The 14,505-nt window shown below is 59.2% G+C and carries 16 protein-coding genes; 1 reads left to right on the plus strand and 15 read right to left on the minus strand.

Annotation, left to right across the window (positions count from 1 at the left end):
* Positions 1-63 precede the first annotated feature (63 nt).
* The 15 genes from flhB to fliE form a co-directional block, all read right to left on the minus strand.
* Positions 64-1,194, minus strand: coding sequence for a flagellar biosynthesis protein FlhB (flhB, locus tag ACTG1K_RS18410; protein WP_150996454.1), 1,131 nt, complete (start codon positions 1,192-1,194; stop codon positions 64-66).
* A complete protein-coding gene (gene fliR, locus ACTG1K_RS18415; RefSeq protein WP_005353677.1) occupies positions 1,187-1,984 on the minus strand; it encodes a flagellar biosynthetic protein FliR in 798 nt (265 codons plus the stop codon). Before fliR ends, flhB begins: the two co-directional genes overlap by 8 nt.
* Positions 1,981-2,250: a flagellar biosynthesis protein FliQ gene (gene fliQ / locus ACTG1K_RS18420; RefSeq protein ID WP_005334727.1), complete on the minus strand. Its 270-nt coding sequence runs from the start codon at positions 2,248-2,250 to the stop codon at positions 1,981-1,983. Before fliQ ends, fliR begins: the two co-directional genes overlap by 4 nt.
* 25 nt (positions 2,251-2,275) lie before the next feature.
* Entirely contained in the window at positions 2,276-3,049 is a 774-nt protein-coding gene (gene fliP / locus ACTG1K_RS18425) for a flagellar type III secretion system pore protein FliP (RefSeq protein WP_005334729.1), read from the minus strand.
* The gene (fliO, locus tag ACTG1K_RS18430) at positions 3,036-3,416 is read right to left on the minus strand and encodes a flagellar biosynthetic protein FliO (RefSeq protein ID WP_425855051.1); all 381 of its coding nucleotides are present in this window, start codon (positions 3,414-3,416) and stop codon (positions 3,036-3,038) included. Before fliO ends, fliP begins: the two co-directional genes overlap by 14 nt.
* Positions 3,413-3,805, minus strand: a complete 393-nt coding sequence (gene fliN / locus ACTG1K_RS18435) for a flagellar motor switch protein FliN (protein ID WP_005298791.1) — start codon at positions 3,803-3,805, stop codon at positions 3,413-3,415. The genes fliO and fliN overlap by 4 nt, the downstream gene beginning before the upstream one ends.
* A gap of 49 nt (positions 3,806-3,854) precedes the next feature.
* Positions 3,855-4,925, minus strand: coding sequence for a flagellar motor switch protein FliM (gene fliM, locus ACTG1K_RS18440; RefSeq protein ID WP_005334736.1), 1,071 nt, complete (start codon positions 4,923-4,925; stop codon positions 3,855-3,857).
* Positions 4,926-4,932: 7 nt separating this feature from the next.
* Positions 4,933-5,448, minus strand: a complete 516-nt coding sequence (gene fliL / locus ACTG1K_RS18445) for a flagellar basal body-associated protein FliL (protein WP_042054463.1) — start codon at positions 5,446-5,448, stop codon at positions 4,933-4,935.
* A gap of 57 nt (positions 5,449-5,505) precedes the next feature.
* Entirely contained in the window at positions 5,506-7,434 is a 1,929-nt protein-coding gene (locus ACTG1K_RS18450; protein WP_440006286.1) for a flagellar hook-length control protein FliK, read from the minus strand.
* A gap of 67 nt (positions 7,435-7,501) precedes the next feature.
* Positions 7,502-7,942 (minus strand): flagellar export protein FliJ, encoded by a 441-nt coding sequence (gene fliJ / locus ACTG1K_RS18455; RefSeq protein ID WP_005334746.1) that lies wholly within the window; start codon positions 7,940-7,942, stop codon positions 7,502-7,504.
* 27 nt (positions 7,943-7,969) lie between these two features.
* The gene (gene fliI, locus ACTG1K_RS18460; protein ID WP_005334747.1) at positions 7,970-9,301 is read right to left on the minus strand and encodes a flagellar protein export ATPase FliI; all 1,332 of its coding nucleotides are present in this window, start codon (positions 9,299-9,301) and stop codon (positions 7,970-7,972) included.
* Positions 9,302-9,353: 52 nt separating this feature from the next.
* Positions 9,354-10,178, minus strand: a complete 825-nt coding sequence (gene fliH / locus ACTG1K_RS18465; protein ID WP_440006288.1) for a flagellar assembly protein FliH — start codon at positions 10,176-10,178, stop codon at positions 9,354-9,356.
* Between the two features lie 68 nt (positions 10,179-10,246).
* Positions 10,247-11,308 (minus strand): flagellar motor switch protein FliG, encoded by a 1,062-nt coding sequence (fliG, locus tag ACTG1K_RS18470; protein ID WP_440006290.1) that lies wholly within the window; start codon positions 11,306-11,308, stop codon positions 10,247-10,249.
* Entirely contained in the window at positions 11,301-13,010 is a 1,710-nt protein-coding gene (fliF, locus tag ACTG1K_RS18475; protein ID WP_005334750.1) for a flagellar basal-body MS-ring/collar protein FliF, read from the minus strand. The genes fliG and fliF overlap by 8 nt, the downstream gene beginning before the upstream one ends.
* A gap of 62 nt (positions 13,011-13,072) precedes the next feature.
* Positions 13,073-13,390 (minus strand): flagellar hook-basal body complex protein FliE, encoded by a 318-nt coding sequence (gene fliE, locus ACTG1K_RS18480; RefSeq protein WP_005362062.1) that lies wholly within the window; start codon positions 13,388-13,390, stop codon positions 13,073-13,075.
* Positions 13,391-13,544: 154 nt separating this feature from the next.
* Between fliE and ACTG1K_RS18485 the strand changes: the two genes are divergently transcribed.
* A complete protein-coding gene (locus tag ACTG1K_RS18485; protein WP_005362065.1) occupies positions 13,545-14,456 on the plus strand; it encodes an AraC family transcriptional regulator in 912 nt (303 codons plus the stop codon).
* The last annotated feature ends 49 nt before the right edge of the window (positions 14,457-14,505 follow it).

The following is a 14,505-nucleotide window of genomic DNA, read 5'->3' on the forward strand; positions in this document are numbered from 1 at the left end:
TCAAGCCAACAATACAAGACATTGAAATGCAATGGATTTATTTTTGACTACGTCAGAACTTTGTCATTTTCGATATTCGGTCGGAATGGGCAGATCTTTAGCCAGCGGTTGGGGACGGCGCCCCTGACCACGGCGGAATTTCTTGAGCTGGAAGACATAAGCGAGCACCTGGGCAACCGCCGCAAACAGCCCTTCCGGGATCTCGTGGCCCAGCTCGGTTGAGTGGTAAATAGCCCGGGTCAAGGCTGGTGACGGCATGATGGGGATCTCGTACTCTCTGGCGATCTCCCTGATCTTCATTGCAATTTCATCGGTGCCCTTGGCCACGACCTTGGGCGCGGCACCGGGTTTGCCCGCATCATACTTGAGCGCTACCGAGTAGTGGGTCGGGTTGGTGATCACCACATCGGCCTTGGGCACATCCCCCATCATCCGGCGCATCGCCATCTGCATCTGTAGCTGACGGATTTTGCCCTTTACCTCGGGCTTGCCTTCGCTGTCCTTGAACTCGTCCTTGACCTCCTGTTTGGTCATCTTGAGCTGACGCATGTGGTTCCACTGCTGGAACGGCACGTCGATGGCGACGATGGGCAGCAGGGCGCAGCAGAGGATGATCAACATCCAGAGAAACAACTCCAGCGCATCAATAATGCCGCCGGGAAACCCCTCCATTGAGAGGTTGAGCAGATGATTAAACTGACTGGATAACATCCACCAGGCAAACAGGGTGATGAACACCACCTTGGCGATGGATTTGACCAGCTCGATCAGCGACTGCACCCCGAACATTCGCTTGAGGCCACTGAGCGGACTCAACTTGCTCATCTTGGGCATCATGGCTTCGGTGGAGAAGTTCATCCCCCCCATCAGGGTGTTGCCGATAAAAGCGGCAATCGCCACCAGCGCGAACAACAGCCCCAGCGGAAGAACCAGTTCCCCCAGCAGCGCCGGCAGCATGGCGATCATGGCATTGGGATCGAAAGCCTGCTCCCGATCCAGGGTAAAGCCCATGGTGACGACCTTGATCATGGCGGTCGCCAGCGAGCCCTTGAGCATCAGCAGGCCAAATACCGCCGAGAGCAACACGCTGGCGGTTCCCAACTCTTTTGAACGTGCAATCTGCCCTTTTTCACGGGCCTGTTGCAGTCGTTTGCCCGTGGGTTGTTCGGTACGTTCCTGGTCGGTATCAGCCATGAGCGCCCCCGAAGCACTGGGTGTTGATCAGCTCGCAGCTGACCTCCTGCACCCGCTCCCACATGATGTCGAAGTGACCGAGGAACCCGCCGATAGTGAGCCAGAGGATGAGCAGACCCGACATCATGCTGACCGCAAAACCGATACTGAAAATGTTGAGTTGCGGCGCCGCCCGGGTCATGACACCAAAGGCGAAGTTGATTAGGAGCAAGGCGACGATGGCTGAGAGCGACATCACCAAAGCAGCCTGATACATCACACCCAGAAACGCACTCAGGGTTTTCATGGATGAAACCGAGAGGCCGTGCTCGGAGACAGGCAATGTCTCGAAACTAAGAATGACCAGCCGCAGCATCACCAGATGACCATCCAGCGCCAGAAACACCAGGGTCGCCAGCATCAGATAAAACTGACCGACCACGGGGGCCGACTGGCCATTCATCGGGTCCACCAGGGTGGCAAAACCCAGACTGGTCTGCATAGCGATGACCTGACCGGCCATCACGAAGCTCTCCATCAGAAACTGGGTCATCAGGCCGAGGGCAATTCCGATCAGCAGCTGCTGGCCCAATACCAGAAAACTGCCGGCAGAGAAGAGCTCGATAGGGGGCATTTTCGGGAGCAGCGGGGCAATCAGAAAGGTGATGGCAAGCGCCAGCCCCATCCGTACCCGCGCAGGAGCGAGGCGGCTGCCGAACACCGCCATCACCATCAGCAGACTGCTCACCCGCGCCAGCGGCCAGAGGATGGAAGACAACCACTCCATGATCAGAGCGGTTGTGTAGGTCATCCCACCACCTCGGGGATTTGATTGACCATCAGTATGAAGAAGTCCATCAGACTCTGCATTCCCCAGTGAGCACCAATTCCCAGGGCCAGCAGGGTCACGATGAGACGGGGCAGAAAGCTCAGGGTCTGTTCGTTGATGGAGGTGGCGGCCTGAAAGATGGCTACCACCAGTCCGATAGCGAGGCTGGGCAGGATCACGGCGCTGACCATGATATTGACCAGCCAGAGCGCCTCGCGAAAGACGTCGACAAAGGTTTCAGGACTCATATTCGGGCTCCTTGCGCTCGACCGGCTAACCGGCACCCAGTCCGAAACTGTTGGCCAGTGACCCCAAAATGAGGTTCCAGCCATCCACCATCACAAACAGCATCAGCTTGAAGGGCAGCGAGACGATCATCGGCGAGAGCATCATCATCCCCATCGCCATCAGAATACTGGCGACAACCAGATCGATGACCAGGAACGGCAGGAACAGCATAAAACCAATCTGGAAAGCGGTTTTCAGCTCGCTGGTGACAAACGCAGGGATCAGCACCCGTAGCGGCACATCGGCAGGTTTCTCCACCTGCACGTTAGCGATCTCCATAAAGGTGTTGAGATCCTTGATCCGGGTCTGGGCCAGCATGAACTGGTGGATGGGCAACTCGGCCCGCTCCAGCGCCTCCTTTGCCTGAATGGTTTCGGCCAGATAGGGCTGCAACGCCTCATCATTGATACGATCCAGCACCGGCGACATGATGAAGAACGACATGAACAGGGCGATGCCGATCAACACCTGGTTGGAGGGACTCTGTTGCAGACCTATTGCCTGGCGCAAGATACCCAACACCACTATGATGCGGGTAAACGAGGTCATCATGATCACCATGGCCGGCAAGAAGGAGAGCGCGGTCATCAGCGCCAGTACTTGCAGGGTCAGGCTGTACTCCTGAGAGCCATCCCCCATGGTCTTGACGGTCACCGCCGACATGGCGTCCTGTGCCAACGCAGGCCAAGAGCAAAACAGTGGTATCAGCAGGCTGACCAGCAGCCCCGTTTTCAGCCATAAGCCGTTAGCTTTTTTCATGCTTGCCCATCAATTTGCCAAGCTGCTGGGAAAACGCCTGCGGCTGGTTTTCGTCCAGCGGCTCCTTCAGCCGGTAGAGAAAGTTGACCTGCTGCGGTGTTACGCCGACCAGCAGTTGCTGTTCGCCCACCTTGACCACCAGCAGCTTCTCTTTGTAACCCACCGGCAACGAGGCGATGACCCGCATCTGGCCGCCCCCCATGGCGGTTGCCAACTTGCTCTTCTTGAGCAGAAAGCCCAGCACCAGAATGAGACCAATCACCATAAGACTGGAGAGCAACCAGGAGCTCAGACTAGGCACGTTGGCTGATGCCCCTGTCTCGGCAAAGGCCGGAACGGGCAGCCATAACAACAGGAGGCGCATCATTTGAGCTTCTTGATCCGTTCAATCTGGCTGATGACGTCAGTCAGGCGGATACCGAACTTGTCGTTCACCACCACCACCTCGCCGTGAGCGATCAGGGTACCGTTGACCAATACGTCCAGCGGCTCGCCTGCAACCCGATCCAGCTCCACCACCGAGCCCTGGTTCAGCTGCAACAGGTTGCGGATGCTGATCTGGCTGCGGCCCACCTCCATGGCGATAGTGACCGGAATATCGAGAATGGTGTCGAGCTTGCGACGCTCCTCGGCACTGATGGGGGCATCATCTTTCAACTCTTCCAACGGAGCTGGCTTGGCTTCCGCCGTCACCTGCTCCTCCAGAGCCGCAGCCCAGGCATCAGCCATCAGATCCTCTTCCTCAGTTCCGCTCATCTTGTTTCCTTATGCTACTTCGTGACCGTTTACCGTAATAAACCGTCAATTATCGCTGTTGATCTTCGATACTGCGCTCGAGCTCTTCCAGCTCGGCCTCGCCATCAATTCGTACCCCGCCCCGGGTCACCAGATGCATCTCCGTCTTGACTCCTTCAGGACGTTTGAGCTTGTCGGTGATCTTGAGCGCCACATTATCCTTGGTACGGCCCATCTTGGCGTGGAAAGTGGGCAAGTCCTCCACAAAAACCAGCAGATTTTCCGGCATATCGACCGGAATGATATCGCCGGGTCGCAGCTCCATCAGTTCACGCAGGGTGAGTTCGGTCTCCAGCAGCTTGGCCCGCAGCTCCACCTTGACGTCCATGATCTCGTCACGCAGCGCCTTGCTCCAGCGTACGTCGGTATCCCCCTTGTCACTCTGCACACCGGCATCCAGCAGCTCGCGGATCGGTTCCAGCATGGAATAAGGCATCGCCACGTGGAAGTCGCCGCCGCCACCATCGAGCTCGATGTGGAACGAGCTGACCACGATCACCTCGGTCGGGCTGACGATGTTGGCCATCGCCGGGTTCACTTCGGAGTCGAGATACTCGAACCCCACATCCATCACCGGCGCCCAGGCATCCTTGTAATCCTCAAACACCAGTTTGAGCAGCATCTGGATAATGCGCCGTTCGGTCGGCGTGAACTCGCGCCCTTCAATCTTGGCGTGATAACGGCCATCGCCACCGAAGAAGTTCTCCACAAGAATGAAGACCAGTCGGGCCTCCATGGTGATGAGCGCCGTCCCCTTGAGCGGGCGGAACCGCACCATGTTGAGACTGGTCGGCACAAACAGGGTATGAACATACTCGCCAAACTTGAGCATCTGCACGCCGTTGATGGAGACCTCGGCGGTACGACGCATCATGTTGAACAGACTGATCCGCATATGGCGGGCGAAACGTTCATTCACCAGCTCCAGCGTCGGCATGCGACCACGGACGATGCGGTCCTGGGAGGAGAAGTCAAACTGGGCTACGCCGGGGTCTCCAGCGCCGCCTATCTCTTCCTCTTCGACATCATCGACACCGTGCAAGAGGGCATCAATTTCGTCCTGACTTAACAGATCGCTCACGCTTCACCTACTGCATTACAAAGCCGGTAAACAGCACTTGTTCGATAACGGGGGAAGAGACCAGGTCCTTGAGCACCCGACGGCACTCTTCCAGTGAATCCTTGCGCAGCTTCTCCTTGCCTTCGAAGGTCATCAGCTGTTCGGCACTGGCTGCACTGAATACCCGCAACAGGGTGCCTTCAATCAGGGGAATATTCTGTTTGGCCAGCGTCTCGTCGGCGGTACCGCGCACCATCAGCTGGATCTTGATCTGAACCAGTCGATCTCGCTGGGCACCTGCGACGTTGAAGACAAAGGGACGCGGCATACCGACATAGAGGGAAGGTTTAGGCGCTTCTTCCTTGGGTGCGGCCTCGGCACCTTCCGCCGCTTCAGCGGGCGGTTTATCGGAGCCGGAGAGCATCAGGAAGGCGCCAACACCACCACCGCCCAGCAAAATTACCGCCAGGGCAATGATAATGATCAGCTTCTTTTTCTTGCCCGCAGCCGGGTCTTTTAGCGTCAACTCGTTATCGTCAGCCATCCCTTGTCCACCCTAGTCTCAAACTTGTTCGATATCATAAACTTACTCGGGATTGCATCAAGCATAGAAATCAATTCCGGAACCGTTTGTCGATTCCACCAGCAAACTGGGGTTGGAAGTGGTGAGTTCCCCTTCAACCAGCCCGTTACCGAACCGCGGCTGACCACTACTCTGACCTTGCTGCCCCTGCCCGTTAAAGGTGGGCTGGCCCTGTTGCTGCTGTTGTTGCGACTGCTGCTGCACCTGCGTCTGACCAAGCTGGATCCCCTGCCCTGCCAGCATGTCACGCAGCCGGGGCATCGCCTGCTCCAGCATCTCGCGGGTCTGTCCATGTTGTACCACAAAATGGACGTTGGCCTGGCTGTCGGCTCCCATCTGGATCTGGATCTTCATCTTGCCAAGGCCGAGGGGGTCGAGCTGAATTTCCGCCTGTTGCAGTTTTTCGGCCAGCATCACATTGACCTTCTGGTGCAATTCGGCAGGCGCTTCCTGACTGGCCAGTTTCAAATGAGGTAAATTCTGCGGCTCACGGCGCAGCGTAGTCTCAGCGGCGGGCGCCCGGCTATCGGCTACCTGTGGCTGAGTCTGGCTGTTCTGGCCATGCTGAACAGTCTGGTTCTGGCTGCTCTCACCGCTCGATGTCGTCGCAACCAAGCTCTTCTCCGCCTCACCGGCCTTCGGTTTTACTTCAAGCGAAACCGCTTTGCGCACCTCGTCGGTGCCGGTCACTTCCATCTGCTTGATGCCGGCTGAAATAGTCGACAGCGGCGCTTGCGGCCCCTGAGATTCAGCCTGTGCCAACACCTGCTGCGGCGCCACCATCACGGGAGCGGCAGCGTTATCAGTCGGAGTCGTCGCATTTGTCGTTACGCTGCTCTGGGCTGCGGCACTTTCTGCGGCACTTTGCGCCGTCGCTACCTGCGCCGAACCTTGATTGGCGGCGGTGGCTGGCTGCTGGCTACCCTCGGCGGCACCCTTTTCTGTCCCCTTGCCAGCTACCCCACTTCCATCCGCAGTTGCTGAAGTGGTTGCAGCGCCCGCTTCAGGCTGCTTGAGCCCCTCATTGAAGGCCTTGAGGGCGGCCCCCTGAGTCGCGGCTTGCGTTGCCTGCCCCTTGTTAGTCAAAGCATTGCTGGCGGCGAGATCGGATTTGCTGTCGCCAGCCTCTTTTGCAGCGAGTGACTCAGCGGATTTGGCGGTGTTTGCCGACTCATCGACCGGCAGCACCTTGGCCAGCTGGGCCATTCGCTCTGCCCCTGTGAGGGGCTTGGTGTGCTTGCCATCAGCCCCGAGGGTTTCGCCCTTGGCAGAGGCTTTCTCCCCGGCCTGCCCATCCCCAGTAGTGGCGGCATCTTCACCTTCAGAGGAGAGAACGGCAGCAGAGGCATCGCCCTGCGCCACCACTCGCGCCGCTGAGGACGATACGGTGGTATCAAGAGTCGAGTTGGCGGTCGTCGCCAGCGGCGACTGCGCCCCGGTCTGACCAGCAAGCTGTTGGGCAATCCTGGCTGCGGCTGGGGTCTGCTCGCTTTCATCAAGCGCAATCCCCTCCAGCTCACCCTCTTGCGGCAACGGATTGCCGTCTACCGCAGTGGCGCTCTGTTGGGCCGCCACCGCCAGCTGGGGGGTCACTAGCGAGGTGTCGAGCTTGAGGGAGTCTTGCAGGCGCAGCAGAAAGTCGGTGGCAGGGACCTCCTCCACCTTGTTATCGGCGTCAGGATCCTGCGCCTTGCCGATCTCCTCTTTGGGAGAGGCGCTCTCGGTCGCCAAAGATTTGGCTGATCGGACATGGTTACCGCCCTGAGTGGCCTCGGCGGCGCCCTGCTCGCTGTTCCGGACCTTGGCAATCAGGGTGGCGAAATCCCCCTTGCTGTCGCTGCCGGTTCCCCCATCGATACTTTTGCTCTCGACGGAACCGCTCAGAGGCGCTTTGTCCAACCCGTTGGCCGGAGCCGAAGGCGTTTGTGTCAACAGTGTCTGCATCATGATGGGATCCCTGAATTCTGGTGGCCCCCAAAGAGATGGCCGCCGACAATGTCCATATCAAAGCAAGTTACAGGCCAGATTGATGAAAGCGTCGCAACATGGCGTACTCATCCAGCATCTTCTGCTCCTGACGCTGGGCTTTCTGCTGCTCGCGGCTCGCCTGCTTCTCCAGCAACAGCTCCACCGCCTTGCGCCGCTGCTGGGCCGCCAGCCACTCTTCACGACGCTGTTCCAGCGCCTGACGCACCTGCAACACCCCTTCGTACTGCTGGGTCGCTGCCTGTTCGAGCTTGTTGATAAAGGCGTGATACTGGGTATTTTGTTGAGGCGAAATCCCCTGCAGGCCGCGATCGGTCCACTGCTGGTGATAGATCTGGCGGTACTGATTGAGGGCATTTTGCTGATCCATGAACAGCTTGAGATCCTGCTGCGCCTTCACCAGCGCCAGCGCACACTGCTGCTCCGCCTCCACCAGCCGATCGGCCAACAATACCAACCCTTTACTCATCGTCGACCTCTCTGTTACCGACCATCATCAGCGCATCAATGGCATCGCCACCATCTGCAAGGCTTGCAGGCCATCATCGTAGTGAATGACCTCGCGCATCCCCTGCTGCAAGAACTGATCCAGATAGGGTTTTTGAATGATGGCGCGGTCAATACGAGGATCGGAACCCTGACTGTAGGCACCGATGGTGATGAGATCCCGGTTCTGCTGATAGAGGGAGTAGAACTGCTTGAGGGTGCGCGCCAGATCCATATGTTCCGGCGAGGTCACCATGGGCATAACCCGGCTGATGGACTTCTCGATGTCGATAGCCGGATAGTGGCCCGCATCGGCCAGCTCGCGCGACAGCACTATGTGGCCATCGAGGATCGCCCGCGCCGCATCGGCAATGGGATCTTGCAGGTCATCCCCCTCGGTCAGTACGGTGAAGAATGCCGTGATGGAGCCCTGGCCGTCACTGCCGTTACCCGCCCGCTCCACCAGCGCCGGTAATTTGGCAAATACCGACGGTGGATAGCCCTTGGTCGCTGGCGGCTCGCCCACCGCCAGCGCGATCTCACGCTGGGCCTGGGCATAACGGGTAAGAGAGTCCATCAAGAGCAACACGTTGAGCCCCTGATCGCGAAAATACTCGGCAATGGCCAGCGCCGTTTCACACCCCTTGAGCCGCATCAGTGGCGAGGCGTCGGCGGGAGCCGCCACCACCACGGAGCGGGCTCTCCCCTCCTCTCCCAGAATGTCTTCGATAAACTCTTTCACTTCCCGGCCCCGTTCACCGATGAGGCCGACCACCACCACATCCGCCACCGAGCCGCGAGTCATCATGCCCAGCAGCACCGATTTACCGACACCGGAACCGGCAAACAGCCCCATCCGCTGGCCCTGACCCACCGTCAGCACGGCGTTGATGGCGCGCACCCCCACGTCCATCGGCTGATGGATCGGGCGGCGAGAGAGCGGGTTGATGCGGTGCTGGGCAAACTGCACGGTCTGGGAGGAGAGAATGGGGCCGAGCCCATCGAGTGGCTGACCAATGCCGTCGATGACCCGACCAAGCAGGTTCATCCCAACCGGAATGCCGTGCTCTTCGGTGATGGGCACCACCCGGGCACCGGGGATCACCCCCTTGAGCTGCTCGCTCGGCATCAGATAGAGGCGATCGCCAGAAAAACCGACCACTTCAGCCTCCAGCGTCCCATCAAGGGTATCGATGCGGCAGAGAGCACCGATGGCGGCGCGGCAGCCAATGGCTTCGAGGGTCAGCCCCACCACCCGGGTCAATTTGCCGGCGACCGGCGGTTTGGGGGCGCTGTCGCGTACCTTGTACCCTTGCAACCGGTTCAGTAGCGAGCCGCTCATCTGGCCTCCTGAGAGCTAAAAAGTGCAGCCGGACGGCAACGTCCGGCATCGGTTATGGGCGTGAGTCCTGCGAAGCCGGTTTCTGCGACGCATTGTCCCGCAAGAAGTTGCGCAGCAACTGATCGATGCGCCCGGAGAGGGTCAAATCGATGCTGGAGAGCTCGGTCGCCAGTTGCAGATCGCCGGGGGAGAGGGTGGGATCGCTCTGCAATCGCCACTGGCGCTTGGCGCACTCGTCGGCGCCAAATGCCTGTTCGATTCGTGCAATATCGTCGGGATGCAGCATCAGGGTCACCCCCTGTTCGGCGGCGGGCAGCAAGGCCAGCCCCTCTTTGAGCGCCTCCAGCAGAATGCGGGGGGAGGTCTCCGCTTCGTGACGAATGAGCGCGCGGGCCAGTTGCATCACCAGCGAGACCAGCTGCTGCTCCACCGCCTGATCCAGCTCGTTAAGCGGATTGGCAAGGCGCGCGGCTAGCCCCTGCCAGTGGGCGATCTCCTGCTCCACCAGCTCGCGGCCCATGGCCAGCCCCTCCTCGCGACCCTGTTCGAGACCAGCGGAATGACCCTGTTGCAATCCTTCCAGCTTGCCCTCTTCCATACCCTTGGCATAACCGGACTCGCGCCCCTCAGCCATCCCCTCTTCCCAGGCGGCCTGACGGATCGCTTCAAGCTCTTCGGCGGTGATGCTCGGGGCCGGCTCCTGTTCGGGCTCCGGCTCCACCACCTCCTCTTCCTGCTGATACCAGTCAGGGGCCAGGCCAAGAGCATTGGTAGGCGCTCCCGCCTCTACCTCGACCTCCATCTCGGGCCAGCCCCAGGTCTCAACCCGGGCATCATCGCCCTCGGGGCGCACATACCCACGCAGTTTGTTGTTCATGCTTTGCGCGGCTCCTCACCACTGCCTGATGCGGGTTTGGCATCGCAATTCGGTTTATGGGCCATGGCTTAGAGGAACTCCTCGCCGCCACCGGCACCCAGCATGATTTCGCCGGCATCCGCCAGACGACGGGCGATGGAGAGGATCTCTTTCTGGGCCGCTTCCACTTCGGAGACCCGGATCGGCCCCATGGCCTCCAGATCGTCTGCCAGCATTTCGGCCGCCCGTTTGGACATGTTCTTGAAGATCTTCTCGCGCATCTGATCGTCGGAACCCTTGAGGGCGCGTTGCAGCAGATCCCCAGGCACTTCCCGCAGCATGGTCTGGATGCCGCGATCGTCCACATCGATGAGGTTTTCGAACACGAACATCAAATCCTGGATCTGCTGGCTCATCTCTTCGTCCGACTCGCGGATGGAGTCCATCAGCTGGCCTTCGATATTGGTATCCAGGTAGTTCATGATGTTGGCGGCAGCCTTCAGGCCGCCCATCTTGGCTGCCTGGGCACCGGCCGCACCGGCAAACTGTTTCTCCATGATGTCGTTCAACTCTTGCAGTGCCGCCGGTTGTACCTCTTCGAGGTTGGCGATACGCATCACCAGATCGAGGCGCACCTGCTCCGGGAACTGACTCAGGATCTCGGCGGATTGCTCCGGCTCCAGATAAGAGAGCACGATGGTCTGGATCTGGGGGTGTTCGTTCTGGATGATGCTGGCCACCTGACGGGCATCCATCCACTTGAGCGAATCGAGGCCACGGGCGCCGGAACCGAGAATGATCTGGTCCACCAGATTGCTCGCCTTGTCCTCGCCAAGGGCCGCCACCAACGCCTTGCGCACGAAGTCTTCGCTGCCGATACCGATGTTGGTGTACTTCTGGATATCGTCGATGAATTGACGGTGCACCGCTGCCACCCGATCGTGACTGAAGTCGGACATGGAGGCCATCGACATACCGAGCCGCTGCACCTGCTTGGGCTCGAGATGACGGAAGATCTGGGTGGCATCCTCTTCATTGAGGCTAAGCATCAGCACCGCAGCCATCTCCATCCCCGACATCTGGTCGAGGATCTGGCGCTGACTGTCGGTGATGTCATTGCCGGTGACTTGACTCTTCTTTTCTTCAGGCATCTTTGTTCGTTACCCATTCTTTAATGACCTGAGCGGCCAGATCCGGCTCGTTCGCCACCAGCGCACGTACCGCCTTGAGCAAGTCTTCGTCACGGTGCAGATCCGGCAGTTTCAGCTGGCCATCGCGTACACCAAATACCTGATCGTTCTCGACTTGTGCTGACAGCAGACTCAACTCGTCGTCGCCACCCAGTACGGTGTGGTTGTCGAAATCCACTTCCCCTTCCGGTTTGGCATCCGGATAGAGCAGTCGCTTGAGCATGGGGCGAACCACGGTGACGATCAAGACGATGATCACCAGTACCGAGGCGGCAATCCGCACCGCACGCCAGAACCAGGGCTGATCGTAGAGCGGCACTTCGGCCACGGTATCCAGTTCTGGGCGATTGAACGGAATCGCGACCACCTCAAGGGTATCACCACGGGTCACATCAAAGCCAAGGCCACCGCTCAGCAAACGGCGCAATGTATCGAGTTCTGCCTGGGTGCGCGCCTCACGGGTCACTGCCCCGTCGGCACCGGGTACCGCTTTGTAATCCACGGCAACCGAGACGGTCATGCGGCGAATGCCCCCCATCTGGCGACGGGTATGGCTGACGGTGGTATCCAGCTCGAAGTTGCGAGTCGCCTCTTTGCGGGAACGGCCAGAAGCGGCAGCGCTGGCACCATCACCACCGGTCGCCTCCTCGGGAATATTGGAGGCGGCAGGGGGCTGGTTGGAGAGTGCACCAGGCACACCACCGTTACTACCGCTGGCGCTGTTCTCTTCCATGGTCATCTCGGAGCGCACTGCAGGCAAGTCAGGGTTGTAAGTCTTGCGGGTCTGCTCCTGCTGGGAGAAGTCGAGGGAGAGATCCACTTCCGCCGTATAGTTGTCGGCCCCCAGCACCGGGATCAGGATGGCGTCAATTTTTTGTTTGTACTCCAGCTCCTGCTTCTGCTGCATGGCAAACTCTTTGCGAGTCTGGGCCGAGATCGGGTCTTGCGAGCCGGAGTTGAGCAGGCGGCCATTCTGGTCGGTGACGGTGACGCGGGTCGGCTCAAGGCCATGTACGGCGGAGGCGACCATATCGACGATGGAGTCCACCTCCCCCTGCCCCAGCGCCGCCCCTTTCAGGTTGAGCACCACGGTGGCACTGGGTTTGCGTTCGTTGCGGGCAAACACGTTGTCTTTCGGAATGGCCAGCAGCACCTGGGCCTTGGCCACATTCTGGAACTGCTCGATGGCGCTCGCCAGTTGACGCTCGCGGCTCAGCTTCAGACGTTCGCTCTCCATCCGCTGGCTGACGCCGAAACTGGAATCTTTCAGCAGGATATCTTCACCACCGATGTTGCTATCGGTGGCATTGGCAAGACCGGCACGGGTCAGGGCCAGCTGGATAGTGGGGTAGCTTTCGGCATTGACCAGCACGCTCTTGCCATCCACCTCGTAGGGGATCTTCTGCTGATCGAGGAAATCGAGAGTCTTCACCAGCTCCTGGGTGGTGTAGGTGCCGAGGGGACGCATATCCGGCTCCTTGCCCCACAGCAGGATAAACACCGCAATGGCCAGACAGATGGCAAGCCCCAGGATCAGGGTGATTTGCCGCAGCACATCGGTGTTGGACAGGAAGCCCAGCGCCGAACTCTTCTGCTCATTTTCATCGAGGGCGGCGGTGCCCTCATCGTTTATCAGCAGATCGCCGTTTTGGTCAGTAGCCACGATTTATGTCCTTATTGCTGACATGTTCATGATGTTCAGTCGTCATGGTTTATTGGCGTCGCTTATACCGGCATGTTCATGATGGTCTTGTAGGCATCGACCATCTTGTTGCGCACCTGTACCGTGGCTTCAAAGGCGATAGACGATTTTTGGCCCGCGATCATCACCTCGGCCAGATCCACCGACTTGTCGCCCATGTCGAAACGGGTACGCAGATCATTGGCGGCCCCTTGCAGCTCGTTGACGTTGCCAAGCGCCTGTTGCAGCAGCTGACCAAAGTCGGAGGTTACCTGACGACCGGGTTGTGCCAGCGGCGTTGCGCCTGCTTCGATCTTGAGCGCCTGCATCTCTTGCATCAGGCTGCTTGCACTAATTTCCATTTTCCATCCCCAGACAAATCATTGACGCTGGCATGCAACAAGCAATTAGAGTGCCAATGCGTTAAAAACGCGACGAGGATGAGTGGCCAGACCAGGCCGGACGGGTTCGACAACGGCAGGTGGCTCTGATTAAATCCGACTCTGACGCCCACTTTTGCTGGCTGGCAAGGAGTCCGCTCTGGATTATCGCAAACCCGTGTTCAAGGCGATGGACTACATCAGCCACCATCTGGATGACAATCCGGGCCTGGATGAGGTCGCAGCGGCGGCAGCCATCTCCACCTTCCACTTCCACCGTATTTTCAAGACGATGGTCGGCGAGACCATTGCAGGATTTACCCGGCGCCTACGTATGGAACGCGCTGCTCGTCGCTTGCTCGCCTCCCCCCAGAGCGATATCACCACCCTCGCACTGGCCGCCGGGTTCTCCAGCTCGCAGAATTTCGCCAAGGCCTTTCGCCTGCACTTCGCCATGAGCCCCTCGGAATACCGCCAGCAGCAGGGGGGAAACTGGAAAAGCAAGATTGGAAACGATCCCCTTCCCTTTGACACCTATGATGGCCTGGTCATGCACCCGGTCACCGAACACCCGGGTCTGTTGCAGGGGGCTAGCGTCAGGCAGATGCCCGCCCGGCGCGTGGCGTACATGCGCCGCCTGGGCCCCTATGGCAAAGAGACCTGCGAGCAAGCTCATCGGGATTTGCTCGCGCTGTTCGCCTCAGACGAGGCGATGACACCGGCGGGTACCCTGAGTCTCTATTGGGATATCCCCGATATCACCGATGAGACCCGTTGCCGTACTGACGTCTGCATCGAACTGGGGCCAGAGATCCCCGCAGGGCGCCAGTTAACCACCCAGACCATCGCCGCGGGCCCCTATGCGGTTTGTCAGTTTATCGCTCGCGGCGATCAACTGGTCGCTTGCTGGGAGACGGCGTTTCGCTGGGTAGTGGGCCAAGGGCTGAACTGCGACGATCGCCCGTGTTACGAGCAATACCACGCAGGCACGGACCCCGACCGGGAGCATTACGTGTTTGATATCTGTATCCCGCTGATCAACCGATAAGCCGATACCCCATTTCCATTTACCCACTTCGGAGTCTTCGGACTCCGAA

It is taken from the genome of Aeromonas sp. 102P, from assembly GCF_051920345.1.
In the GTDB taxonomy this organism is placed as follows: Bacteria; Pseudomonadota; Gammaproteobacteria; order Enterobacterales; family Aeromonadaceae; genus Aeromonas; species Aeromonas veronii.